At 38.1% G+C, this 24,494-nt stretch carries 24 protein-coding genes; 18 read left to right on the top strand and 6 right to left on the bottom strand.

Annotated features, from left to right (window positions below; genetic code table 11):
- Positions 1-51: 51 nt before the first annotated feature.
- A complete protein-coding gene (locus tag AC6F34_RS05365; protein ID WP_500769692.1) occupies positions 52-186 on the bottom strand; it encodes a YqzM family protein in 135 nt (44 codons plus the stop codon).
- A gap of 297 nt (positions 187-483) precedes the next feature.
- Here AC6F34_RS05365 and holA point away from each other — a divergent pair, with 297 nt between their 5' ends.
- The gene (gene holA, locus AC6F34_RS05360; protein ID WP_500769690.1) at positions 484-1,515 is read left to right on the top strand and encodes a DNA polymerase III subunit delta; all 1,032 of its coding nucleotides are present in this window, start codon (positions 484-486) and stop codon (positions 1,513-1,515) included.
- Positions 1,516-1,622: 107 nt separating this feature from the next.
- Here holA and rpsT read toward each other — a convergent pair whose 3' ends face one another.
- The gene (gene rpsT / locus AC6F34_RS05355; RefSeq protein WP_500769688.1) at positions 1,623-1,886 is read right to left on the bottom strand and encodes a 30S ribosomal protein S20; all 264 of its coding nucleotides are present in this window, start codon (positions 1,884-1,886) and stop codon (positions 1,623-1,625) included.
- A 259-nt stretch (positions 1,887-2,145) separates the two neighbouring features.
- Here rpsT and gpr point away from each other — a divergent pair, with 259 nt between their 5' ends.
- The 12 genes from gpr to mtaB all read left to right on the top strand — a co-directional run bounded on the left by gpr (position 2,146) and on the right by mtaB (position 16,818).
- A complete protein-coding gene (gene gpr, locus AC6F34_RS05350) occupies positions 2,146-3,267 on the top strand; it encodes a GPR endopeptidase (protein WP_500769686.1) in 1,122 nt (373 codons plus the stop codon).
- A 70-nt stretch (positions 3,268-3,337) separates the two neighbouring features.
- Positions 3,338-4,546, top strand: coding sequence for a stage II sporulation protein P (gene spoIIP / locus AC6F34_RS05345; protein WP_500769684.1), 1,209 nt, complete (start codon positions 3,338-3,340; stop codon positions 4,544-4,546).
- On the top strand, positions 4,546-4,905 hold the full coding sequence (locus AC6F34_RS05340; RefSeq protein WP_500769682.1) for a YqxA family protein: 360 nt from the start codon (positions 4,546-4,548) through the stop codon (positions 4,903-4,905). Before spoIIP ends, AC6F34_RS05340 begins: the two co-directional genes overlap by 1 nt.
- 575 nt (positions 4,906-5,480) lie before the next feature.
- The gene (lepA, locus tag AC6F34_RS05335) at positions 5,481-7,316 is read left to right on the top strand and encodes a translation elongation factor 4 (RefSeq protein ID WP_500769680.1); all 1,836 of its coding nucleotides are present in this window, start codon (positions 5,481-5,483) and stop codon (positions 7,314-7,316) included.
- Between the two features lie 263 nt (positions 7,317-7,579).
- The gene (hemW, locus tag AC6F34_RS05330; RefSeq protein WP_500769678.1) at positions 7,580-8,713 is read left to right on the top strand and encodes a radical SAM family heme chaperone HemW; all 1,134 of its coding nucleotides are present in this window, start codon (positions 7,580-7,582) and stop codon (positions 8,711-8,713) included.
- Positions 8,714-8,882: 169 nt separating this feature from the next.
- Complete coding sequence (gene hrcA / locus AC6F34_RS05325) at positions 8,883-9,914, top strand: heat-inducible transcriptional repressor HrcA (RefSeq protein ID WP_500770157.1); 1,032 nt, start codon at positions 8,883-8,885, stop codon at positions 9,912-9,914.
- Between the two features lie 57 nt (positions 9,915-9,971).
- Complete coding sequence (grpE, locus tag AC6F34_RS05320) at positions 9,972-10,577, top strand: nucleotide exchange factor GrpE (RefSeq protein ID WP_500769677.1); 606 nt, start codon at positions 9,972-9,974, stop codon at positions 10,575-10,577.
- 28 nt (positions 10,578-10,605) lie between these two features.
- Positions 10,606-12,441 (top strand): molecular chaperone DnaK, encoded by a 1,836-nt coding sequence (gene dnaK / locus AC6F34_RS05315; protein WP_500769675.1) that lies wholly within the window; start codon positions 10,606-10,608, stop codon positions 12,439-12,441.
- Between the two features lie 121 nt (positions 12,442-12,562).
- On the top strand, positions 12,563-13,687 hold the full coding sequence (gene dnaJ, locus AC6F34_RS05310) for a molecular chaperone DnaJ (RefSeq protein ID WP_500769673.1): 1,125 nt from the start codon (positions 12,563-12,565) through the stop codon (positions 13,685-13,687).
- Between the two features lie 21 nt (positions 13,688-13,708).
- On the top strand, positions 13,709-14,653 hold the full coding sequence (gene prmA, locus AC6F34_RS05305) for a 50S ribosomal protein L11 methyltransferase (RefSeq protein ID WP_500769671.1): 945 nt from the start codon (positions 13,709-13,711) through the stop codon (positions 14,651-14,653).
- Positions 14,654-14,719: 66 nt separating this feature from the next.
- Positions 14,720-15,472 (top strand): 16S rRNA (uracil(1498)-N(3))-methyltransferase, encoded by a 753-nt coding sequence (locus AC6F34_RS05300; protein ID WP_500769669.1) that lies wholly within the window; start codon positions 14,720-14,722, stop codon positions 15,470-15,472.
- A gap of 5 nt (positions 15,473-15,477) precedes the next feature.
- A complete protein-coding gene (mtaB, locus tag AC6F34_RS05295) occupies positions 15,478-16,818 on the top strand; it encodes a tRNA (N(6)-L-threonylcarbamoyladenosine(37)-C(2))-methylthiotransferase MtaB (RefSeq protein ID WP_500769667.1) in 1,341 nt (446 codons plus the stop codon).
- Between the two features lie 213 nt (positions 16,819-17,031).
- On the opposite strand, the gene AC6F34_RS05290 is transcribed toward mtaB, so the two are convergent.
- From AC6F34_RS05290 to AC6F34_RS05280, 3 genes are read right to left on the bottom strand one after another with little or no spacing between them, the layout of a single operon-like run.
- The gene (locus tag AC6F34_RS05290; RefSeq protein ID WP_500769665.1) at positions 17,032-18,069 is read right to left on the bottom strand and encodes an alpha/beta fold hydrolase; all 1,038 of its coding nucleotides are present in this window, start codon (positions 18,067-18,069) and stop codon (positions 17,032-17,034) included.
- A gap of 14 nt (positions 18,070-18,083) precedes the next feature.
- Entirely contained in the window at positions 18,084-18,416 is a 333-nt protein-coding gene (locus AC6F34_RS05285; RefSeq protein WP_500769663.1) for a hypothetical protein, read from the bottom strand.
- Positions 18,417-18,470: 54 nt separating this feature from the next.
- Complete coding sequence (locus tag AC6F34_RS05280) at positions 18,471-19,238, bottom strand: glucose 1-dehydrogenase (protein WP_500769661.1); 768 nt, start codon at positions 19,236-19,238, stop codon at positions 18,471-18,473.
- A 213-nt stretch (positions 19,239-19,451) separates the two neighbouring features.
- Between AC6F34_RS05280 and deoC the strand changes: the two genes are divergently transcribed.
- The gene (gene deoC / locus AC6F34_RS05275) at positions 19,452-20,117 is read left to right on the top strand and encodes a deoxyribose-phosphate aldolase (RefSeq protein ID WP_500769659.1); all 666 of its coding nucleotides are present in this window, start codon (positions 19,452-19,454) and stop codon (positions 20,115-20,117) included.
- A gap of 49 nt (positions 20,118-20,166) precedes the next feature.
- Here the strand turns inward: deoC and AC6F34_RS05270 are convergent, their stop codons facing one another.
- Positions 20,167-21,087, bottom strand: coding sequence for a Na/Pi symporter (locus tag AC6F34_RS05270; protein ID WP_500769657.1), 921 nt, complete (start codon positions 21,085-21,087; stop codon positions 20,167-20,169).
- A gap of 210 nt (positions 21,088-21,297) precedes the next feature.
- On the opposite strand from AC6F34_RS05270, the gene rpsU reads away from it, so the two are divergent.
- The 4 genes from rpsU to floA all read left to right on the top strand — a co-directional run bounded on the left by rpsU (position 21,298) and on the right by floA (position 24,491).
- The gene (gene rpsU, locus AC6F34_RS05265; RefSeq protein WP_066201342.1) at positions 21,298-21,471 is read left to right on the top strand and encodes a 30S ribosomal protein S21; all 174 of its coding nucleotides are present in this window, start codon (positions 21,298-21,300) and stop codon (positions 21,469-21,471) included.
- A gap of 15 nt (positions 21,472-21,486) precedes the next feature.
- Entirely contained in the window at positions 21,487-21,930 is a 444-nt protein-coding gene (locus AC6F34_RS05260; protein WP_500769654.1) for a GatB/YqeY domain-containing protein, read from the top strand.
- A gap of 202 nt (positions 21,931-22,132) precedes the next feature.
- Entirely contained in the window at positions 22,133-23,449 is a 1,317-nt protein-coding gene (locus AC6F34_RS05255; protein ID WP_500769652.1) for an NfeD family protein, read from the top strand.
- A gap of 28 nt (positions 23,450-23,477) precedes the next feature.
- Complete coding sequence (gene floA, locus AC6F34_RS05250; protein WP_500769650.1) at positions 23,478-24,491, top strand: flotillin-like protein FloA; 1,014 nt, start codon at positions 23,478-23,480, stop codon at positions 24,489-24,491.
- Positions 24,492-24,494: the final 3 nt, after the last annotated feature.

Raw genomic sequence — 24,494 nt, 5'->3', positions numbered from 1 at the left:
TAAAAAGCTGTCAGTGGGGTTCTGTTTTAGGAAGATCCCCACTGCATGAGGTTAAGCACCAAAAAACTTAATAACTGTTGCGATGACAAACAATGTAGCAAAGAAACCAAATGATACTACAAATCCGATTCCAGAATCAATGACATCGTTGCGTTTCGTTTGCACGTCTTTTTCAAAATCGTTCACCATTAACCCCTCCTATATCATTTTTAGTATAAGTGATTATAGTAAAAAAATCCATAGTTCCTAAAAAACCTTTCCCTCTCTTTACAGGACTTGTCACAAATAAGAAACGCTTTTCAATTAAATACTAGATGTAAGTGATATACCGCTATGATTGAGAGTATCCTAGGCCTCTTGGAATAGCGTTCTATATAGATGGGGGAACTAGCTACTAGTTAGTTCCCTTTAAAATACTTGTCAAATGATGAAAGCTTCATTACGATTATAGAATAGAATGAACAAAAGATCGGGGAGAGACTATTGGTATTTCAAGCTTGGAAGCAGATTAAGGCGAAGCAATTTGCTCCAATATATTTAGTATATGGAACAGAATCCTATTTAATCAATCAAACGAAGCAGTTGATCGTTCAGCATGCACTAGGAGATGAAGAATTAGATTTTAACTTATCAACATATGACCTTGAGGAAACACCCATTGATGTAGCGATTGAAGATGCAGAAACGCTTCCGTTTCTTGGAGATAAAAGGGTAGTTATTGTGCAAAAACCGAACTTTTTGACAGGAGAAAAGCAAAAAGGGAAGATTGAGCATACGTTATCTAAATTAGAAGCATACATAGGACAACCATCTCCAACAGCAATTGTCGTCCTCATTGGAAATTATGAGAAATTTGATGAACGAAAAAAGCTAACGAAGCTATTAAAACAAAAAGCTCAAGTCATTGAAGCGAAGCCGTTATCAGAAGCAGAACTTAACGCTTGGGTAAAGGATCGTCTCTACTTTAATGGGGTGGAGATGGATAACTTGGCCATTGAAACACTTTTTTCGATTTCTGGGACAAACTTATTCATGCTTGAGAATGAAATCGAAAAACTAAGCTTGTATGCAGGTGAAGCCAGGAAAATAGATGCTAACATGGTGGAAAAGTTAGTTGCGCGCTCATTGGAACAAAATATATTTACATTAGTGGAGAAAATCATTCAAAGAAAAACAGAAGACGCTCTTAGAATTTTTTATGATTTACTCAAACAAAATGAAGAACCACTTAAAATCTTAGCTATTATTACAGGACAATTTCGCCTTGTCTATCAAGTGAAGGAGCTTGGGAGAAAAGGCTATGGACAAAACCAAATCGCTGGTACGTTAAAAGTGCACCCTTTTCGAGTGAAACTCGCACAAGGACAGGCCAATATGTTTAATGATTCCGAACTCCAATCTATCATGTCGATGCTTGCACAAATTGATTATGATATGAAGACAGGAGGAATGGATAAAGTCATTGCAATAGAGTTGTTCCTGTTAAAATTAAATCATATGGCAGAGCAATCATAAAGGCTTGGAGTGTTCAAACTCTAAAGGCGACCCATATGAAAAAAAGCCAACCATGTCAGAAGACAAAAGGGTTGGCTTTTTTGCGCAGTAGCGCAATTTTATTAAACTTAAGCGTTAGCAGAGTTTAATTTTTTCATTAAACGAGATTTTTTACGAGCAGCAGCGTTTTTATGGATAAGACCTTTTGCAGCAGCTTTATCTAATTTGCTTGCAGCAGCAGCAAATAGTTCTGTAGCATTCGCATCGTTTTCAACAGCAGCAGCTTCAAATTTCTTAACAGCAGTACGCATATTAGACTTAACTTGAGCGTTTTGTGCGTTACGCGCATTGCTAGTTTTTACACGCTTAATAGCAGATTTAATGTTTGGCATTCCATTCACCTCCTAAAAAAGCATCAAACACGGGTATTCGTTATAACGACTTCTCCCGCGAAGTCCCTTACATTAACTCGAAATAAAACTTCGGTAACATTATTTAAGAACAAGTGATATTTTATCAAATGAACCCGTAGATTGCAATACTCTCCTGTTATTTTGCTTTTATTTACAAGTGAAAGAATGAATGTTTCTTGTATGGAATGGAAAGGATAGGAAAAAGATTTGCTAAAAATGAATGAAAAGGGGAGTTTGCATGAAAGAACAACTTGATTTAAGTGCGTACAGTGTTCGTACCGATTTAGCCATTGAGGCGAGAGAAATGCTGACTCAGAAGAAAACAGGCATTCAATCTGAACAAAATCAATCACAGATTGAAGGAGTCATTATTAAGGAGAAAGAAGAGAAAGGCGTAAAAGTAACCTATGTTGATGTCACTGAACAAGGTGCAGCAGTGCTAGGTAAAAAGAAGGGGAAATATCTAACAATTGAAGCACAGGGGATTAGGCAGCATGATACACCTTTACAAGAACGTGTCATCGATGTTTTTGCAACGGAATTCTCACATTTTCTCGAGCAGCAAAATATACCTAAAACAGCATCATGCCTTATCGTTGGGCTAGGAAACTGGAATGTTACACCGGATGCCCTTGGTCCTGAGGTTTGTGAAAATGTATTAGTAACACGTCACTTGTATGAGCTGCAACCAGAAAGTGTTGAGGACGGCTATCGCCCAGTAAGTGCAATTGCTCCTGGTGTAATGGGGCTTACAGGTATTGAAACGAGTGATATCATCTTTGGAATTGTGGAGCACACGAAGCCTGATTTTGTGTTAGCAATTGATGCTCTAGCAGCAAGATCGATTGAAAGAGTAAACTCGACGATCCAAATCTCAGATACTGGCATTCACCCTGGGTCTGGAGTTGGCAATAAAAGAAAAGAAATTAGCAAGGAAACACTAGGTATTCCTGTTATTGCGATCGGTGTTCCTACAGTTGTAGATGCCGTATCTATCACTAGTGATACGATCGATTTTATTTTGAAGCATTTTGGCAAAGAGTTAAAAAGTGGCAATCAACCATCACGTTCGCTAACACCAGCAGGTATGACTTTTGGAGAGAAAAGAAAATTAACCGAGGAGGATTTGCCTGAAGAAGAAGAAAGAAAAACTTTTATGGGCATTGTCGGTGCACTTCCAGAAGAAGAGAAGAGAAAGCTAATCTATGAAGTTTTGTCTCCTATTGGTCATAATCTAATGGTTACACCAAAAGAAGTTGATGTGTTTATCGAAGATATGGCAAATGTCATAGCAAGTGGATTAAATGCCGCCTTGCATGAAAAAATCGATGATAAAGAATCTGGTTATTATACTAGATAGAAATAAATTCGGTTCTATCTTCTCTAGTAAATTCATATGAATTAGTAGACTGACTAGAGAGGTGGAAGGAATGAAAATATCAAAAGAAATGAAATCTACTCGAATAATTTACACCGTTCATTGGAAGAGCTTACGTACTTGGATATTGGTCATTCTAGCTTCTGTTATCTTTGCATTTAGCTTAAGTGGAGCGATTACTATCTTTCAATCGCATCAACATTTACCAAAATCCTCTGCCCAAGAGGTGACATCTCGTTTATCAGGAGAATTTCTATATCGATTGTTCGGTTTAGAAAATCATCTATTTATAAGTGAAATGGTATCGCCTACGACGATGCCAAAGGTAACAGATGCTTTACTAAATTTTGCGTCAAATATTTATTTGCATGATCCCAGAAGTTTGTTAGGAAGAGAGCTTCCAGCCTTTTCAATTTTTGATGGAGAAATTCTTGTTGCAGGAGAAAATGCAAGCTATACAAATTTACCGATTGAATCAACTCCACCTTCCTCTTTTTTAGCCTCTGGAGAAGAGCATCCCTTAGTCGTATCACAGGAAGAGGAAAACGATGAGAAAGAGATTCCGCAGCAACTCGATCATAGTAGCAACTCTGCTGTATATATTTATTTTACTCATAACACGGAGTCCTTTCTTCCTTACCTAGAAGGTGTTGAAGATCCAAACCTCGCTTATCATTCAGAAGTGAATGTGACGAAGATTGGTGACCATCTACAAGAGCAACTACATACAAGAGGAATTGGCACGATTGTAGATAAAACAGATGTACAAGCGAAATTACGTGCACAAGGGCTACCCTACAGTCAGTCGTATGAAGAATCTAGAAAAGTAGTGGAAGCAGCCGTTCAAGAAAAGGAGCACCTTACTTACCTAATCGATATTCATCGAGATGCAAGGAGGAAAGATGCTACGACAAAAACGATTCATGGCAAGCAATATGCAGAACTTTCCTTCGTCGTTGGCAAAAAGCATCCTAACTATGAAAAAAATTATCAATTGGCGAAGCAATTGCATGATCTTCTCGAAGAAAAATACAAAGGGTTAAGCTGGGGGATCCATACAAAGGATGGCAATGGGACAGATGGTAAATACAATCAAGACTTGTCTGAAAATGCTCTATTAGTTGAATTTGGCGGTGTCGATAATACGTTTGAAGAGTTATATCTATCAGCAGAAGCGTTTGCAGAGGTCTTTAGTGAACTTTATTGGCAAGATGCAGAAGAGGTTCATCAACCTGTTAATGATGAAAAGGGGAAAGAATAATGAAGAAGGTGTGGCGTTCAATGAGAATGTTTCTATTAAAAGTACTTTTCCTTGCTTCTTTAATGTTCCTATCCGTTTTATTAGGTATGCAGCAGGCGAATGATGGAATCAATAAAATGCGCGGTTATGATGACCCTAACTTCAAAGGAGCGCTAACGCTTCAAGAGAGTGAGTCAGGTGAATTGCAAGCATCTGTTTTAGGAAATGATGTAACAAGTCATGATCTTGAACAAAAAAAGGAAAAGCTAGAGAGCATGGAAACGTATAATTTCTTCTCTTCCTTAGGACAGGGGTTAGCAAATGCAATCCAATCCTTGTGTGAAAAAGCATTTCATTTTGTACAAGAAAAAATAGGATAAACCAGTTCTGTAGGAGGCCATCCACATAGGCATCCTACAGAATTTTTTTCTTACCTGTCTTTTTGATGAATTACTATATTTGTTTTTAAATTAGTCTTTAACCATCGATTTGAGCATATTGAGGTGACTAGGATCAGAAAACTTCGCAGCTGTTTGCGACGAGGAGGCGATTTTAGTATCCAGTTTCAGCGCTAGTCAATCGAGATCATAAACCAAAGCCCTTTAGAAATAATCAGGATTTCTTACGAACTTCGTTTATGCTTGTCGTAGCTATTTTGGGGCACACTACTACTTTTCTTAAGTGATTCCCGCAAAAAGAGTCCGCCAAAAACGATAATTGTAGATTTCTTACTTTTTCTTCGGTATTCCTAATCGCTTACTCATGAAACAATCATCGTATATGGACATGACGATCTTTACATTGAATCTTATCGGTCGTACTGCTATAATCGAATCTAGTATGTGTGAATTTAAGACAATTTTTAACTCCCATAAATCTTATACGATTAAAGATGAATGTTGGAATCCGTTAGCGCATGAAAAAATGCGCTTTTAATAGGAGTGGAAGATACGTAATGAATAGAGAAGAAAGACTTGATCGTCAATCAAAGATAAGAAACTTTTCCATCATCGCCCATATCGATCATGGAAAATCTACACTTGCTGACCGAATTTTAGAAAAGACCAATGCTTTAACATCAAGAGAAATGAAAAATCAATTGTTAGATTCCATGGATTTAGAAAGAGAACGTGGGATTACAATTAAATTAAACTCTGTCCAATTAAAGTACAAAGCAAAAGACGGGGAAATCTATACATTCCATTTAATTGATACACCTGGACATGTCGATTTTACATACGAGGTTTCAAGAAGCTTAGCTGCGTGTGAAGGAGCGATCCTTGTTGTTGATGCAGCACAAGGAATTGAGGCGCAAACGTTAGCGAATGTATATTTGGCATTAGATAACGACTTGGAAATATTACCAGTTATCAATAAAATTGACTTACCTAGTGCAGATCCAGAGCGTGTCCGAAATGAGGTAGAAGAAGTAATTGGTCTAGACGCATCGGAGGCAGTACTCGCTTCAGCTAAAGCTGGGATCGGAATCGAAGATATACTAGAACAAGTTGTTGAGAAGGTTCCTGCACCAACAGGTGATCCTGAAGCGCCATTAAAAGCGTTAATATTTGACTCGTTATATGATGCATATCGCGGTGTTGTTGCTTATATTCGTGTCGTTGATGGAACGGTTAAAGTAGGCGACAAAATCAAAATGATGGCGACGGGAAAAGAATTTGAAGTCACAGAGGTAGGTGTATTTACACCGAAGTCAACGCCTTTAGATGAACTAACGGTTGGAGATGTTGGCTTCTTAACAGCTGCGATTAAGAATGTCGGAGACACACGTGTTGGTGATACGATAACAAACGCGAAAAATGGCGCAACTGAGCCGCTACCTGGATATCGCAAACTTAATCCAATGGTGTATTGCGGCTTATATCCGATTGATAGTGCGAAGTTTAATGATTTACGTGAAGCGCTAGAGAAGCTTGAGCTGAACGACTCTGCTCTCCAATTTGAGCCAGAAACATCACAAGCTTTAGGATTTGGATTCCGTTGTGGCTTCTTGGGACTGCTTCATATGGAAATCATCCAAGAGCGTATTGAACGTGAATTTAAGATTGATCTTATCACTACTGCACCAAGCGTAATTTATGACGTTATTTTGACAGATGGCACAGAGCTAAAAGTCGATAATCCATCAAACTTGCCTGAGGCTCAGAAGATTGAACGTGTAGAAGAGCCTTATGTTAAAGCAACGATGATGGCACCTAACGACTTTGTTGGTGCAATTATGGAGCTTTGCCAAGAAAAGCGTGGAAACTTTATCGATATGCAATACCTTGATGAGACAAGGGTTAGCATTGTGTATGAGATTCCATTATCAGAAATCGTATATGATTTCTTCGACCAATTAAAGTCGAATACGAAAGGATATGCATCCTTTGATTATGAATTAATTGGTTATAAACCGTCTAATCTTGTAAAGATGGATATTTTACTAAATGCTGAAAAAGTCGATGCGCTAAGCTTCATTGTTCACCGTGATTTTGCATATGAGAGAGGTAAAATCATTGTTGAGAAGTTGAAGGAATTGATTCCACGACAACAATTTGAAGTGCCTATACAAGCTGCAATTGGACAAAAAATTGTTGCTCGTTCTACAATTAAAGCGATCCGTAAAAACGTATTAGCGAAATGTTACGGTGGAGATATTTCTCGTAAGCGTAAGCTACTTGAAAAGCAAAAAGAAGGTAAAAAGCGAATGAAACAAGTAGGTTCAGTTGAAGTGCCGCAAGAAGCCTTCATGGCGGTCTTGAAGATGGACGACCAAACACCGAAGAAGTAATTCAGTATTTAAAGAGCGTAGGTTAGTGATGCTGAAAGTTTTAGCATACCTAACCTACGCTTTGTTTTACTCGTATCCGTCGTTATCTCCGAACTCTCATAAACAATGTGTTATTCGGTTTTTATTTGAACGTACAATTAGTATGACAAGTGTGGGATCGTTAAATATCCGTAAAATACGTGTAGAAAATGTCATAAATTGAATTTGTCTACATGCTCGAATAATCGTAGATTATCATTATAAGAAGAAAGAGGTGGGGACAGATGATAACAGCAGCATATATTCATATCCCATTTTGTACACATATATGTCATTATTGTGACTTTAATAAAGTGTTTTTAAAAGGGCAACCAGTAGACGAATATTTGGAAGCGTTGGAGAAAGAAATGCAGACATATGTTACGAACAGACCAGACGTGCCATTCGAAACGATTTTTGTCGGTGGGGGAACACCAACAGCATTAAATGAAAAGCAATTAGAAAAGCTTTGTAATAGTATCCGCAATTTTTTACCAATGGATGGGAGAACGGAATATACATTTGAAGCGAATCCGGGTGATTTAAATGAAGAAAAACTGAAGGTATTGAAAGATGCAGGTGTAAACCGCATTAGTCTTGGTGTTCAGACATTCCAAGATCATCTCTTGAAGAAAATTGGAAGAACTCATAAGAAAGAAGATGTTTTTCAGTCGATTCATAATGCAAAAAAAATTGGGTTTGATAACATAAGCATTGATCTAATCTATAGCCTCCCTACACAAACACTTGAAGAGTTTCAGGAAGATTTAAGAATCGCCTTTTCTCTCGATGTTCAACATTATTCAGCATATTCGCTAATCATTGAACCAAAGACAGTGTTTTATAATTTGATGAGGAAAGGAAAGCTTTCTTCGCCTGGGGAGGATGTTGAAGCGGCAATGTATGAAATGTTAATGGATGAGATGGAAAAGCATGGTTATCATCAATACGAAATTAGCAACTTTGCAAACCATGGATGTGAGAGTAAACATAATTTAACGTATTGGAACAATGATGCCTATTATGGATTTGGAGCTGGAGCGCACGGGTATATAGATGATGTCCGCTATTCGAACTATGGACCGTTAAAGAAATATATCGAACCAATTGAGTTGGGGAACCTTCCAATTATGGAAGAAAACAAGCTAACGTTGAAAGAAAAAATGGAAGAAGAAATGTTTTTAGGATTAAGAAAAGTGTCTGGTGTTTCGGTAATTGATTTTCAGAAACGATTTGAAGTAAATCCTACGGATGTTTTTAAAACAGTCATTAGAGATTTTATTTCATCCGAGCTAATCGAAAACGAAAATTCACATATCCGTCTTACGAAAAAGGGACGGATGCTGGGTAATGAAGTTTTCCAAGCATTTTTACTATAGAAGTGAATCTTATTGAATGGATAGAACGTATTTTATATAGCACTCTTTAGTCATAATCGAATTTCTTTTATTTGATAAAGTCAAATGATTGACACGTATGAAGACATTTGATAATTTATTAAGTAGAATTAGCACTCATCAATTAAGAGTGCTAACAGGGGTGATAACTGTGTTAACTGATCGACAATTATTAATATTTCAAGTGATTGTTGATGATTTCATACAATCAGCACAGCCAGTTGGTTCAAGGAGCCTTACAAAGAAGGAATCAATTACATTTAGCTCTGCTACGATTCGAAATGAAATGGCAGACTTAGAAGAGCTAGGTTTTATTGAAAAGACACATACCTCTTCCGGAAGAATTCCTTCTGAAAAAGGGTATCGTTATTATGTTGATCATTTATTGTCGCCCCATCGCTTGGGTAAAAGTGATGCATTGAGAATGAAGTCGATTTTTGCTGAACGAATTTATGAAATGGAAAAAATCGTCCAAAAATCAGCAAGCATACTTTCTGAGCTTACGAATTACACATCCATTGTTCTTGGTCCAGCCGTGAGGGAAAATAAATTAAAGCGAATTCAGATCATCCCACTGAATGATCAAACCGCTATTGCGATCATCGTTACGGATACAGGCCATGTTGAAAACAGGATGTTTCAACTGCCAGACTCCATTGACCCATCTGAAATAGAAAAGTTGGTAAACATCTTAAACGATCGCTTATCAGGTGCACCGATGGATCAATTAAACGATAAGATCTTTAAAGAGATTGCTGTTCTCTTAAGGCAGCATATAAAACGTTATGACATTATGTTAAATTCGATTGCAGATACATTTAAACTTCCATCTCATGAGAAGCTATTCTTTAGTGGGAAAACAAATATCTTAAGTCAGCCTGAGTTTCACGATATAAACAAAGTACGTGAATTGATGTATATGATTGAGCAGGAAGATGACTTCTATGAGTTGATAAAATCACATCAAGCAGGGATTGATGTAAAGATTGGCAAAGAGAACAAAAATATTCTCATGGAGAATTGCAGCCTCATTACTGCCAATTATTCGATTGGGAATGAACAACTTGGAACGATTGCGATTCTCGGACCAACAAGGATGGAGTATTCTAGAGTCATTAGCTTGCTTCAATTCATGAGCAAGGACTTATCACTTGTGTTATCAAGTTTGTATCAAAACAAGTAGTGGTGGAAATATTGGTAAAATGAATTGAACGTTCACACTTTAAGGGAGGTGAAAGAGTTGGCAAGCGAGAAAGACGTTTTACAAGAAGAAGTAAAAGAAGAACAAGTTGTTGAAAACACTGATGAAACGACATCTCAAAAAGGAGATGAAGCGATTCTAGAAACAGAGGCGCAAGAATCAGCGGAACCGAATGATAACGCATTGCAAGAAGCTGAAGCGAAAATTGAAGAGCTTCAAGCGAAAGTGGAAGAGCAAGAAAGCCGTTATCTTCGATTACATGCAGATTTTGATAATGTTCGTAGAAGAGCGAATCTTGAGAAGGAATCATCGGAAAAATATAGATCTCAAAGCATCATAACCGACCTGTTGCCAGCCATTGATAATTTCGAAAGAGCATTGCAAATGGAAGCAACGGAAGACCAAGCAAAATCATTGTTACAAGGCATGGAAATGGTTTATCGTTCACTAATTGAAGCGTTGAAAAAAGAAGGCGCAGAACAGATCGAGGCAGTGGGACAAGAGTTTGACCCACATTTCCATCAAGCGGTGATGCAGGTTGAAGATGAGAACTTTGGTTCAAATATCGTCGTTGAAGAGTTACAAAAAGGCTACAAACTGAAAGATCGTGTCATTCGACCAGCAATGGTAAAAGTGAACATGTAAGATACATATATATTAGGAGGTAATGGTCTTGAGCAAAATTATTGGAATCGACTTAGGAACAACAAACTCATGTGTTGCCGTATTAGAAGGTGGAGAAGCGAAAGTAATCCCTAACCCAGAGGGCAATCGTACAACACCATCAGTTGTTGCGTTTAAAAACGGAGAAAGACAAGTTGGGGAAGTAGCAAAACGCCAATCAATTACAAATCCAAACACGATTATGTCTGTGAAACGTTTTATGGGTACAGATCATAAGGTTGAAGCAGAAGGCAAAGAATATTCGCCACAAGAAATGTCTGCGATTATCCTTCAATACTTAAAAGGATATGCTGAAGAGTATTTAGGAGAAAAAGTAGAAAAAGCGGTTATTACAGTTCCTGCCTACTTCAACGATGCAGAGCGTCAAGCGACAAAGGATGCTGGAAAGATTGCTGGTCTTGAAGTTGAACGTATCATTAACGAACCGACAGCTGCAGCGTTAGCATATGGTATGGACAAAGTAGATGAAGACCAAACGATTCTCGTTTACGATTTAGGTGGCGGTACGTTTGACGTTTCGATTCTTGAACTAGGAGACGGTGTTTTCGAAGTAAAAGCAACTGCTGGTGACAATCGTCTTGGTGGAGATGACTTTGACCAAGTAATCATCGATTATTTAGTAGAGCAGTTCAAGAAAGAAAATGGCATCGATCTTTCTAAAGATAAGATGGCACTTCAACGTTTGAAAGATGCAGCTGAAAAAGCGAAGAAAGACTTATCAGGCGTTACGTCTACTCAAATCTCTTTACCGTTTATTACAGCTGGAGAAGCAGGTCCACTTCACTTAGAACTTTCTTTATCAAGAGCGAAGTTTGATGAATTATCTTCTGATCTTGTTGAAAGAACAATGGCGCCTACTCGTCAAGCATTAAAGGATGCAGGTTTATCAGCTTCAGAGCTTGATAAAGTTATCTTAGTTGGTGGTTCAACTCGTATTCCTGCAGTTCAAGAAGCAATTAAGAAAGAAACAGGAAAAGAACCACATAAAGGCGTTAATCCAGATGAAGTTGTAGCAATGGGTGCAGCTATCCAAGGTGGAGTAATCACTGGTGACGTTAAAGATGTTGTCTTACTTGATGTTACACCACTTTCACTTGGAATCGAAACAATGGGTGCCGTATTCACAAAGTTAATTGACCGAAATACGACAATTCCAACGTCTAAATCACAAGTGTTTTCAACTGCTGCCGATAACCAGTCAGCTGTAGATATTCATGTCCTTCAAGGGGAAAGACCAATGGCTGCGGACAATAAAACATTAGGTCGCTTCCAACTTGGAGATATTCCACCAGCACCTCGTGGAGTACCACAAATTGAAGTATCATTTGATATCGATAAAAACGGTATTGTAAATGTACGAGCGAAAGACTTAGGTACAAACAAAGAGCAAGCAATCACAATTAAATCTTCTACAGGTTTATCAGATGAAGAAATCGATCGCATGGTAAAAGAAGCGGAAGAAAACGCTGATGCAGATAAAAAGCGTAAGGAAGAAGTTGAATTACGCAATGAAGCGGATCAATTAGTATTCACAACTGAAAAAACACTGAAGGATTTAGAAGGAAAAGTGGACGAAGCTGAAGTTGCGAAAGCAAACGAAGCAAAAGATGCATTAAAAGCAGCGATCGAAAGCAATGACCTTGAAGAAATCGCTGCGAAAAAAGATGCTCTTAATACAATCGTTCAAGAATTAACGATGAAGATGTATGAAGCGGCACAACAAGCGCAGCAAGCTCAAGGAGCTGAAGGTGCGGAAAATCCTAAAACAGAAGACGATGGAGTAGTAGACGCAGAGTTTGAAGAAGTAAAGGAAGATAAGAAGTAATTTCTTTAAATAGTATCCATCAAAAGTTACTGTCTAAAAGTCAAAGTCAGGTCTTTCTTGGCTTTGGCTTTTGTTTTTGATAAAATAAAGGTTATGTGAAAAGAATCGGGGAGTGGTAATCATGAGTAAAAGGGATTACTATGAGGTGCTTGGTGTTTCTAAAGGAGCCTCTAAAGACGAGATAAAAAAAGCATATCGTAAGCTTTCAAAGAAATATCATCCAGACATCAATAAAGAAGCTGGAGCAGATGAAAAGTTTAAAGAAGTAAAAGAAGCATATGAAGTTTTAAGTGATGATCAGAAAAAAGCGCATTATGATCAATTTGGACACACTGATCCGAATCAAGGCTTTGGTGGCGGAGCTGGTGGATTCGAAGGCTTCGGTGGCTTTGAAGACATTTTCAATACGTTCTTTGGTGGCGGTGGAAGACGTCAAGATCCAAATGCTCCTAGACAGGGTGCAGATTTACAATACACAATGACGATTTCCTTCGAAGACGCAGCATTCGGGAAAGACACGACGATTGAAATACCGCGTGAAGAAACATGCGACACATGTAATGGATCAGGTGCAAAACCAGGTACGAAAGTAGATACGTGTAAGCATTGTCATGGAGCTGGTCAATTAAATGTAGAGCAAAACACACCGTTTGGTAAAATCGTAAACCGCCGAGTTTGTCATTATTGCAACGGAACTGGAAAAGAGTTTCAGCAAAAATGTTCAACATGTTCTGGTGAAGGAAAAGTAAAAAAACGTCGCAAAATCAACGTGAAAATTCCTGCTGGTATTGATGATGGCCAACAATTACGTGTGTCAGGTCAAGGGGAGCCAGGGAAAAATGGTGGCCCTGCCGGTGATCTATACGTTGTCTTTCATGTGCGTCAACATGAATTCTTTGAACGAGATGGTGACGATATATATTGTGAAATGCCGATCACATTCGTCCAGGCAGCACTTGGGGATGAGGTTGAAGTACCAACTTTATCAGGCAAAGTGAAGCTAAAAGTGCCTGCTGGAACACAAACAGGAACGAAATTCCGTTTAAAAGGAAAAGGAATCCCTAATGTCCGTGGGTACGGTCAAGGCGATCAGCATGTTATTGTGAAAATTGTAACACCAACAAAATTAACTGAAAAACAAAAGGAACTTCTTACAGATTTTGCAGAAGTAAGTGGTCAAGTTCCTCAAGGCGAGCAAGAGGAAAGTTTCTTTGCAAAAGTAAAACGTGCTTTTAAAGGTGAATAGAGGATATAGGAGTTGGTAGAAATGAAATGGTCAGAACTGAGTATTCATACGACAAATGAAGCCATCGAAGCGATTTCGAATATTTTACATGAAGCAGGTGCAAGCGGGGTTGTCATCGAGGACCCATTGGAGCTTGTAAAAGAGCGAAGGGATCAATTTGGCGAGATCTACCAACTTAACCCTCTAGATTACCCTGAAGAAGGCGTTATTGTTAAGGCGTACCTTCCTGTTAACAGTTTTCTTGGTGAAACAGTTGATGGCATTAAGGAATCGATCTTAAACTTAATTCAATTTAATATCGATATTGGGAAAAATACTGTTAGCATTAGCGAAGTAAATGAAGAAGAATGGGCGACAGCTTGGAAAAAATACTATCATCCTGTTAAAATATCCGAGCGCTTTACAATTGTCCCTACATGGGAAGAATATTCACCAGTAAGCAGTGATGAGTTAATTATTGAATTAGATCCAGGAATGGCATTTGGAACGGGTACTCATCCAACGACGGTTATGTGTATTCAAGCTCTAGAGCGATCGGTAAAAGCGGATGATTATGTAGTAGATGTCGGAACAGGTTCTGGTGTATTGAGTATTGCTGCTGCACAATTGGGGGCAAAAGCTGTTCATGCTCTCGACTTAGATGAAGTTGCTGTACAATCTGCAAGAATAAATGTGAAATTAAACAAAGTTCAAGATTGTGTCAATGTGTCACAAGGGAACTTATTAGATGGTGTAGACAAAGAAACAGCGGATGTTGTCGTAGCAAATATATTAGCTGAAGTAATTATTCGCTTCGCAAAAGAAGCAGCTACAGTCGTCAAGCCAAACGGTCTTTTTATTACTTCTGGTATTATTTTACAAAAGAAAGAAGAAGTAAGGGATGCATTAAAGGACGCTGGGTTTGAAATTGTTGAAACAATTCAAATGGAAGATTGGGTTGCTTTTATTGCGAAGAAACATGAGTAGGAATAGAGTGGCGTAACTGCCTCTCTTTCTTCATGTTAAAAATCTCTTTAAAATGAGTGGTGTAGGATGCAAAGATATTTTGTAGAGAATAATGGCGAACGCCCCCAGGACGTTCAGTTAATAGGTGAAGATTATCATCATATTGTAAAGGTCATGCGAATGAAGTCTGGTGATGAAGTGATCCTCGCCTTTGATGATCGGTCGAGCGGTCAGTTTAAAATAGAAGATATTACTAGTGAGGCAGTTATTTTAAAAGTAGTAAAATGGTTAGATGAAAACACAGAGCTTCCTATAAATGTGACCATTGTGAGCGGATTGCCTAAAGGGGATAAGCTTGAGTATGTTTTGCAAAAAGGGACTGAACTAGGTGCGCATCAATTTGTCCCTTTTACTTCAATTCGTTCGATTGTGAAATGGGATCAAAAGAAGTCTGATAAAAAACTGGAACGCTGGAATAAAATCTGTAAAGAGGCTGCGGAACAATCACATAGAGTTCATGTTCCAACAGTCCATAAACCGTTTTCGTTAAAAGAAATCATCGAATTAAGCAAGTCATTTGATGCAATGCTTATCGCTTATGAAGAAACGGCTCGTGAAGGCGTATCAAGTGTGCTTACTTCTACATTACGTGGATTAAAGAGTGGGCAATCTTTGCTCGTTGTATTTGGCCCTGAGGGTGGGCTGGATCAAACAGAAGTAGTAAAATTAAAGGAACATGGCTTTATACCATGTGGTCTTGGACCTAGAATCCTTAGAACGGAAACAGCACCGCTATACTTACTCTCAGCTGTTTCTTACCATTATGAATTATTGGAGTGATTACAATGCCACAAGTTGCATTTCATACATTAGGTTGTAAGGTTAACCACTATGAAACAGAAGCGATTTGGCAACTGTTTAAAGAAAAGGGTTATGATCGGGTAGACTTCGAAGCAACATCGGATGTTTATGTCATCAATACGTGTACGGTTACGAATACAGGTGACAAAAAAAGTCGGCAAGTTATTCGACGAGCGATTCGAAAAAACCCTGATGCAGTCATCTGCGTAACAGGTTGCTATGCACAAACATCGCCTGCTGAAATTATGGACATTCCTGGGGTTGATATAGTTGTTGGGACACAGGATCGTGTGAAGATGCTTGATTATATTGAGCAATACAAGGTTGAACGCACACCGATTAATGGTGTAGGCAACATTATGAAAAATCGTGTTTATGAGGAATTAGACGTTCCGGCATTTACTGACCGCACGCGTGCGTCTTTAAAAATTCAAGAAGGCTGCAATAATTTTTGTACTTTTTGTATCATCCCGTGGGCACGCGGGTTAATGCGATCTCGAGATCCAGAGGAGGTTGTGCGTCAAGCACAGCAGCTAGTTGACGCAGGGTATAAGGAAATCGTCTTAACTGGAATTCATACAGGTGGCTATGGGGAAGACATGAAAGATTATAATCTAGCAATGCTGTTAAAAGACTTAGAAGAGAAGGTTCCTGGAATTAAGCGATTGAGAATTTCTTCAATTGAAGCCAGCCAGATTACCGATGAAGTCATTGAAGTGATTAAGCATTCGAACATCATTGTTAGACATTTGCATATACCAATCCAATCAGGCTCTGATACTGTTTTAAAAAGAATGAGACGTAAATACAATATGGCCTTTTTTGCGGAAAGAATTACTCGTCTTAAGGAAATCTTACCAGGCTTAGCAATTACCTCAGATGTCATTGTTGGGTTCCCTGGTGAAACAGATGAAGAGTTCATGGAAACGTATAATTTTATAAAAGAACATCAATTCTCTGAACTTCATGTTTTCCCATATTCAAAGAGAACAGGTACACCTGCAGCAAGAATGGACAACCAAGTCGAAGAAGATGTGAAGAATGATCGAGTACACCGTTTAATCTCACTTTCAGATCAGCTTGCAAAAGAATACGCAAGCCAATTTGAGGATGAGGTATTAGAGATCATTCCAGAGGAACGTTTTAAAGATACAGAAGCAGAGAACCTCTACGTTGGTTATACAGATAATTACTTGAAAGTTGTCATTCCAGCTTCAGAAGAAATGGTTGGGAAGATTGTACGAGTAAAAATTACTAAAGCCGGCTATCCATATAATAAAGGTCAATTTGTAAGAGTTTTAGAAGAAACGAAACAAGCAATCTAACGATAAAAAAGCATTCGGAAGCATAATTCCGAATGCTTTTCTTACAAAGTGAAAGTTAGTACAGATTTATTTATTATAATTCACTATGGTAAAAGTCTTTAAACACAAACATAGCCATTCCGATATATGCTAAAAGATTTGTGTCTCCTCTATAGGAAAAGGGAAGAAGGATTGAATTCAACACATACACCTCATTTAATTTTTAATATGTGATTATACAGCCGATCGCATCGATAACCACTCATCTAGAAGCTTATGAACCTTTTTATTAAAAGCGAGAGTTGCATGTCCTCCAGGTAAAGACTCGAATGTTTTATCATGGCTTGAAACAAGGTCAATAACTGGATAAACTTGTTCTTTTGGCACTAGTTTGTCCATTTCAGTCCCTATTGCAAGCACATTTGCATGAATATTACGTAATGAAACTGACTGTCCATCTACTGTTAGGGTGCCATTCATTAATTTGTTTTCAATACCAAATGTATCAATCATTTCATTTAGTGCTCCTGATGTGAAAGGAATATGAGATTTAGTCCATAGATTCATTCGTTTCCACCTTTCTACATACCTTTGGTCATCAGCCTTTTTAAATAAGCTCAAGTAAGGAGATAGGTAAATAGGGGATACGAGCATACGAATACCTATATGAATGAATTCTGCAGGTAGGATTCCCCATGCGTCTAGTAAATCTTTAAAAGTGGAGCTATCCGTTTTTAATTGCTTGACCCACTCTTCAAAACTTGGGAAATGATTAAAATCAATAGGTGAAACTGCTAAAATTAGGTTTCTGATTGGCTCATTTGCAATTGCAGCATAAATAGCTGCAAAAGTTCCTCCCATACAAAAGCCCATGACCGTTATCTCACTGGCATTGCTATGAAGCAATGTTCTACGAACCCCTCTTGTAATGTACTTTGAAATATAATCCGTCATTTTAATGTCACGGTCTTCATAGCTAGGAATTCCAAAGTCCAGTAGGTAAACCTCATATCCTTTTTCTACCAGATATCCAATTAAGCTTTCTCCAGGAGCTAAGTCTAATATAAATGGGCGGTTAATGAGTGAGTAAATCATAAAAATAGGTGTTTTATACTTTTTTACTTTTGGTTGAAAATAAAGTAGCTCTACCTTGTGTAATTTCCATATAACCGTATGTGGAGTCGCTTGAAGTGGAGGATTAGAATCCTGTACAGCAGCTAAAAAATTTGCAAGTCTGTTTGGATTTATATGAAAGCTTTTTGTTGAAGCCATTACGCCTTCACTCCCTATCCTTTAGTAGCACCTTTAATTCGCTCGATTTGACGACCAAGCAAGATGATTTGTTCCGAAATATTATCTAATTTTTCCTCAGTTTGCATCATCTGTCTCGTATTGTTTGTTATATCTTTTTTAGTAGGTAAGTTTAGGGGAATCGATAGAATTTCAGAAGAGTTTTGTAACGTTTCCATCGTTTTAGTAGTAACATTTGCAATTTGTAACGATTGTTGCACAACTGCCTGCTGATTCAATAGCTGCTGAATCCTTTCATTCATTGTCTGCTCCCAAATGAAGCCTGCTTTTGCAATTTTATCAATAAATTTTTCAGTTGGGTTGCCCATGATGTTTTCTCCTTTTTTTTATTTTCTTTCAGTGCCCTTTTAATAATGGAAACTTTATAATGAAGCTGTAAGACCACCATCAATTGTAATGACTTGCCCAGTTACATAGTCTGATGCGCCGGATGCTAAGAAAATAGCAATACCTTTAAGATCTTGATCTGACCCGAAACGATGTGCAGGGATCTTACTTAATATATAAGGTGACACCTTCTCTAATGCTTTCGTAATTTTTGTTGGGAATAATCCAGGTGCAATCGCGTTTACTTGAATACTGTATTCTGCAAGCTTAACTGCAAGATCCTTTGTAAACGTTATAACTGCTCCTTTGCTTGTACTATATGGAACGGCATCAATAAATGCTTTAGGTGCTCCGTACATACCTGTTACGGAAGTAATATTGATGATTTTCCCACCGCCACTTTTCTTCATTTCTTCCACAGCAGCTTGGGTAAATAAAAACATTCCCTTCAAGTTAACATTCATGACCTTGTCCCAGTTTTCCTCAGAAATTGTTGCGAAATCCTCTAACCATGACTTTCCACTATTGTTGATTAATATGTCTATTGATCCAAATTCAGCTACAGTATCAGAAATAACTTGTTGGATTTCACTTTTCTTTGTTATGTCACATTGTCTAGCGATTGCATGAGCACCGATTGCTTCCAATTCCTTTTGAACAGCAATGCACGCATCTAAATTTCTTGAACAAACGACAATGTTTGCTCCCGCTTCGCCGAGTGCAAGCGCCATTTGCCTACCTAAACCACGCCCTCCGCCAGTAATGATGGCAGTTTTTCCTGTCAAATTAAATAGCTCTATCAAGTATTTAAACCTCCTTGCTTTTATCAATTTAGCTTCTATTTATTATAGACAAGAACCACTTTATTGGTGATAAAAATAATCAATCAGCCTTTAATGAAATAATCTAAGCAAACTGTGGGCATAAAAAGTATAGATTCTGCTCGATAAAAACAAAATTCAATGGTATGATGAAAGAGGTACGTACAACTTATTTTGGAAGGGGCATTTTTAACAATGAATGTTGCAAAAATGATTGATCATACATTATTAAAGCCTGAGTCAACAAAAGAACAAGTCGTTCAAATTTGTAAAGAAGCGAGTGAATATGGTTTTGCTTCTGTGTGTGTGAATCCTACTTGGGTGAGTCTTGTAGCAGAACAATTAAAAGGAACGGATGTTGATGTTTGTACTGTTATTGGATTCCCATTAGGTGCAAATACTCCTGAGGTAAAAGCCTTTGAAGTGAAAAATGCAATTGAAAATGGCGCAACTGAAGTAGATATGGTCATAAATATCGGTGCATTAAAAAGCGGCAATTTAACATTAGTAGAAGAAGATATACGTGCTGTAGTAGAAGCAGCTAAAGGGAAAGCCTTAACAAAGGTCATTATTGAAACAGCATTATTAACAGATGAAGAAAAAGTCATTGCTTGTGAATTATCAGTTAAAGCTGGTGCTGATTATGTTAAGACATCTACAGGATTTGCTAGCAGCGGTGCAACTGTCGAGGACATCGCATTAATGAGAAAAACTGTCGGCCCTGACTTAGGTGTTAAAGCATCAGGTGGAGTGCGAAGTGCTGAAGACGCAGATGCAATGATTAAAGCTGGAGCAACAAGGATTGGTGCAAGCTCTGGAGCAGCAATAGTTCAAGGGTTAACAAGTGATAGTGATTATTAAAAACAGGAAAAGTGGACTTAAGTCCACTTTTTTTATTTCGAAACCTCTATTACCGTCGATGAATCGTTTCAATGAAAGCAGCAAATGGTTTTGCAAATGGAAGCATGACTAACGATGTAGCAATGTTGAAAATGACACTTAAATGCGCAAGCTGTACGTCTGGTGTTGATGCAATTAATTGACCGAAATGCTCCAGAGCATGTATGAGTGGATAAAACAAAGCCACTCCTATAAAATTGACCCAAATATGTGCATAAGCTGATAATTTAGCCTCTCTCCCTGCCCCGACTGAGGCTAAATAGGCATCTGCACATGTGCCAATATTAGCACCGAGCATAATAGCTATCCCTGTATCTAAGTTCATTAATCCTCCAGTTAAAAACCCCATTATCATGCCTGTGGTGGCTGTGCTAGATTGGATGATAGCTGTTAAAACAATTCCTGCTAGAACAGCATAAAAGTGACTATTGTCTAGCTGCAAAAGTAGATCGAGCACCCATTGATTGCTTTTTAATGAAATAGCCAAAAACTCAAATCCACTCATTGCTGAAAACACTAATGAAATTCCTACTAAAGTAAAACCAGCGCTTCTCGTTTTCTTATATTTCCATACAGAAAGTAGGCAGCCAACGATTGCAATTGGAAGAATAAACGATTCAATATTAAAAGTAATAAGTTCTGTAGTAAAGGTTGTCCCAATATTTGTTCCTAAGATAATTCCGATAGATTGTGGAAATGTAAGCAAGCGAGTTGAAACTAATCCGATAGTAATGATCATAACAGCAGAGCTACTTTGTAGTAGAGCCGTTACTATGATCCCAATTAAAACACCTTTCCATGCGCTATCCGTAAAGGTAGCCAACCATTTGTTTAAATTTCCATCAGAAAGCTGGAAAAGTCCAGCGCGTAGTAATGTCATTCCAAAAATAAAAATGGCAATAAAGCCGATGAATAGCAAGATTTGGACCACTAGATCAACCCCTCTAAAATGAATATATTAATGACATGGAGGGGACATGCTTAAAATGAATGATTTTGAAAAGTTTTATAACTCGTTTTTCCTTTTCATTAGGGCTAATTTCAGTTGACCTGATTACCCACATATATTATAATTGCAAGGTACATGGTATAAATCATGTTGTTGATGTAAGTGTGTTGTGCTCGGAGGGAGGGAAAGAGAATGTCTAAAACCGTCGTTCGTAAAAACGAATCGCTTGAAGATGCTCTTCGTCGCTTCAAACGTTCAGTTTCAAAAACTGGTACTTTGCAAGAGGCTAGAAAGCGCGAATTCTACGAAAAACCTAGCATTAAGCGTAAGAAAAAGTCTGAAGCTGCTAGAAAACGCAAGTTTTAAGAGAGGGTGAATGAAATGAGTCTTCTCGAGCGTTTAAATGATGATATGAAACAAGCGATGAGGAACAAAGAAAAAGATAAGTTAACTGTTATTCGAATGATTAAAGCTTCACTTCAAAATGAAGCAATTAAAGCTGGTCAAGAGCTTAATTCGGATCAGGAACTTACGGTTCTTTCTCGTGAAGTAAAACAACGCAAGGATTCCCTCCATGAATTTGAAAAAGCAGGTCGTGAAGATCTTGTCGAAAAAATTCGTACTGAATTAATGTACGTAGAAATATATATGCCAAAGCAGCTAACTGAAGACGAAGTGGCAGTGATTGTTCAACAAGCGATTGCTGATACTGGTGCGACTTCAAAAGCTGATATGGGGAAAGTGATGGCTGCAGTAATGCCGAAGTTAAAAGGGAAAGCTGACGGCTCACTTATTAATAAACTTGTACAACAACACCTTTCATAAGAAACGTACGAAAAGGCCGCTAGCTTCTGCATAGCGGTCTTTTAATTGTTTTCTCATTAGCAGTCAAAAACCAGGTGCAACCCTTTCTTCATTTGTTTTCTTTATGATATGATAAATTTATACGGTTTTATTGAAACCTTTTTATGTTTTATTCGTACATAGTGTTAAGTCTTTGTATTTTATTGAAAGGAGGGGGTTGTTTATGAAGCTTAGAAAGTATGTAATCATCTTTTCTTTTCTCTTTGCTTTCATTCTTGCATTACTACCTGCAAGTAGTACAGCTAATAATGAAATCGTATACATTGTTCCAATAGAAGAGACGGTAGAAAAAGGGTTGTACGCGTTTTTAGAACGATCGGTGAATATTGCCGAGAAAGAAGCGGCTAGCGCGATTATTTTTGAAATGCATACACCTGGTGGAGCGGTAAATGCTGCTGTTGATATTGCGAAACTTATTTCAAATTCCACGGTTCGAACTGTGACCTTTGTGAATAAAGACGCGATTTCAGCTGGGTCGTACATTGCTCTTTACACGGATGAAATTTACATGGCTCCTGGTGCAACTATGGGAGCTTCAGCCATCATTGATGGAGAAGGAAATGCAGCCGATCAAAAATCACAATCTTATTGGTTAAGACATATGAAAAGCGCGGCTGAGCATGCAGGACGTGAGCCTATTTATGCAGAGGCAATGGCAGATGATTCCATTGTAATCCCGGAATTAGGCTTAAGTGAAGGTCAATTGTTAACATTAAATTCAACCGAAGCTTTAGAAGTTGGATATTCAGAAGGGACTGTAAACTCAATAGACGAATTGCTAAGTACAATTGGTTTGGAAAATGCTGAAGTTCGTCATATTGAAGAAAGCTTTGCAGAAAAGGTTGCCCGCTTTATCACACATCCTGTTGTAATTCCAATTCTTCTTTCGATTGGAAGTATCGGATTAGTGCTAGAGCTATACTCTCCAGGCTTTGGAATTCCTGGATTTATGGCAATTTCATCACTATTATTGTTCTTTTATGGACATTTAGTTGCTGGATTTGCAGGCTATGAAGTACTCATCTTGTTCTTGCTTGGTATAGGATTAATTGTGGCGGAGTTTTTCCTCCCCGGAGGGATTGCTGGTATTCTCGGAATCGTTGCAGTTATTGCGAGTTTATTCTTAGCAGGAGATAGTGTATTTGGAATTGCCGTTTCATTATTAATAGCTTTTAGTATTGCGATTTTAGCATCTATCTTAATGGCAAAGGTGTTTGGTAAAAGGATGAAATTCTTTAGAAAAATTATCTTATCTGATTCTACAACGACAGAAAAAGGCTATATTTCGAATAAAAGTCGTACTGAATTAATCGGATTAGAGGGTGTTACGTTGACGGCACTACGTCCTTCCGGTACGATTGAGATTGACAATGAAAGAATTGATGCCGTAAGTGAAGGTAGATTTATTCTTGCAAATGCGAAAGTAAAGGTTATCAAGGCTGAAGGCTCTCGCGTTGTTGTCCGTGAAGTATCAAATTAACATAAATAAATTATCAGGAGGCAATTGAATGTTTGAATTAGGATTAATTGGACCAGGTGGAATTTTTACAGTCGTACTAGTCATCTTGGCGATTATATTATTATCCGTTCTCTTTACATTTGTTCCAGTAATGCTCTGGATCTCTGCTTTAGCAGCAGGTGTAAAGGTAAGCATCTTCACATTAATTGGAATGAGATTACGTCGAGTAATCCCAAGCAGAGTGATTAACCCGTTAATTAAAGCGCATAAAGCGGGGTTAGAAGTTACAACAAATCAACTAGAGAGTCACTACTTAGCTGGTGGTAATGTTGACCGTGTTGTAAATGCATTAATTGCTGCACATCGTGCGAATATGGAATTAAGCTTTGAGCGGAGTGCTGCGATTGACTTAGCAGGACGTGACGTATTAGAAGCTGTTCAAATGAGTGTAAACCCAAAAGTAATTGAAACACCGTTTATTTCAGGTGTGGCAATCAACGGGATTGAAGTAAAAGCAAAAGCAAAAATCACTGTACGTGCCAACATTGACCGTTTAGTCGGGGGTGCTGGTGAAGAAACAATTATCGCCCGTGTTGGTGAAGGGATTGTATCGACAATCGGTTCTGCTACAAGACATACAGAGGTACTTGAAAACCCTGATATGATTTCACAAACGGTTCTTTCTAAAGGCTTAGATGCTGGAACTGCGTTTGAGATTCTATCGATTGATATCGCGGATGTTGATATCGGTAAAAACATTGGTGCTGAGCTTCAAACAGAACAAGCAGAAGCAGATAAAAATATCGCTCAAGCGAAAGCAGAAGAGCGTCGTGCAATGGCCGTTGCTCATGAGCAAGAAATGAAAGCGCGTGTTGAAGAAATGCGTGCGAAAGTTGTGGAAGCAGAATCACAAGTTCCGCTTGCAATGGCAGATGCATTAAAAAATGGAAATATCGGTGTGATGGATTACATGAACATTCAGAACATTACTGCTGATACAGACATGAGAGATTCAATCGGAAAGATTTCTGAAGATCAAAACGATCACAAGAAAAATGATTAATCT

Source organism: Niallia sp. CD-39 (assembly GCF_059874745.1).
The sequence above is the reverse complement of the archived record's forward strand: the minus strand, read 5'-3'. Positions and strand labels throughout refer to the sequence as shown.

Coding starts and splice junctions, on each gene's coding strand:
- rpsT (WP_500769688.1), bottom strand. CDS start 1,886: ATGCCAAACATTAAATCTGCTATTAAGCGTGTAAAAACTAGCAATGCG.
- gpr (WP_500769686.1), top strand. CDS start 2,146: ATGAAAGAACAACTTGATTTAAGTGCGTACAGTGTTCGTACCGATTTA.
- spoIIP (WP_500769684.1), top strand. CDS start 3,338: ATGAAAATATCAAAAGAAATGAAATCTACTCGAATAATTTACACCGTT.
- AC6F34_RS05340 (WP_500769682.1), top strand. CDS start 4,546: ATGAAGAAGGTGTGGCGTTCAATGAGAATGTTTCTATTAAAAGTACTT.
- lepA (WP_500769680.1), top strand. CDS start 5,481: ATGAATAGAGAAGAAAGACTTGATCGTCAATCAAAGATAAGAAACTTT.
- hemW (WP_500769678.1), top strand. CDS start 7,580: ATGATAACAGCAGCATATATTCATATCCCATTTTGTACACATATATGT.
- dnaJ (WP_500769673.1), top strand. CDS start 12,563: ATGAGTAAAAGGGATTACTATGAGGTGCTTGGTGTTTCTAAAGGAGCC.
- prmA (WP_500769671.1), top strand. CDS start 13,709: ATGAAATGGTCAGAACTGAGTATTCATACGACAAATGAAGCCATCGAA.
- AC6F34_RS05300 (WP_500769669.1), top strand. CDS start 14,720: ATGCAAAGATATTTTGTAGAGAATAATGGCGAACGCCCCCAGGACGTT.
- mtaB (WP_500769667.1), top strand. CDS start 15,478: ATGCCACAAGTTGCATTTCATACATTAGGTTGTAAGGTTAACCACTAT.
- AC6F34_RS05290 (WP_500769665.1), bottom strand. CDS start 18,069: ATGGCTTCAACAAAAAGCTTTCATATAAATCCAAACAGACTTGCAAAT.
- AC6F34_RS05285 (WP_500769663.1), bottom strand. CDS start 18,416: ATGGGCAACCCAACTGAAAAATTTATTGATAAAATTGCAAAAGCAGGC.
- deoC (WP_500769659.1), top strand. CDS start 19,452: ATGAATGTTGCAAAAATGATTGATCATACATTATTAAAGCCTGAGTCA.
- rpsU (WP_066201342.1), top strand. CDS start 21,298: ATGTCTAAAACCGTCGTTCGTAAAAACGAATCGCTTGAAGATGCTCTT.
- AC6F34_RS05260 (WP_500769654.1), top strand. CDS start 21,487: ATGAGTCTTCTCGAGCGTTTAAATGATGATATGAAACAAGCGATGAGG.
- AC6F34_RS05255 (WP_500769652.1), top strand. CDS start 22,133: ATGAAGCTTAGAAAGTATGTAATCATCTTTTCTTTTCTCTTTGCTTTC.
- floA (WP_500769650.1), top strand. CDS start 23,478: ATGTTTGAATTAGGATTAATTGGACCAGGTGGAATTTTTACAGTCGTA.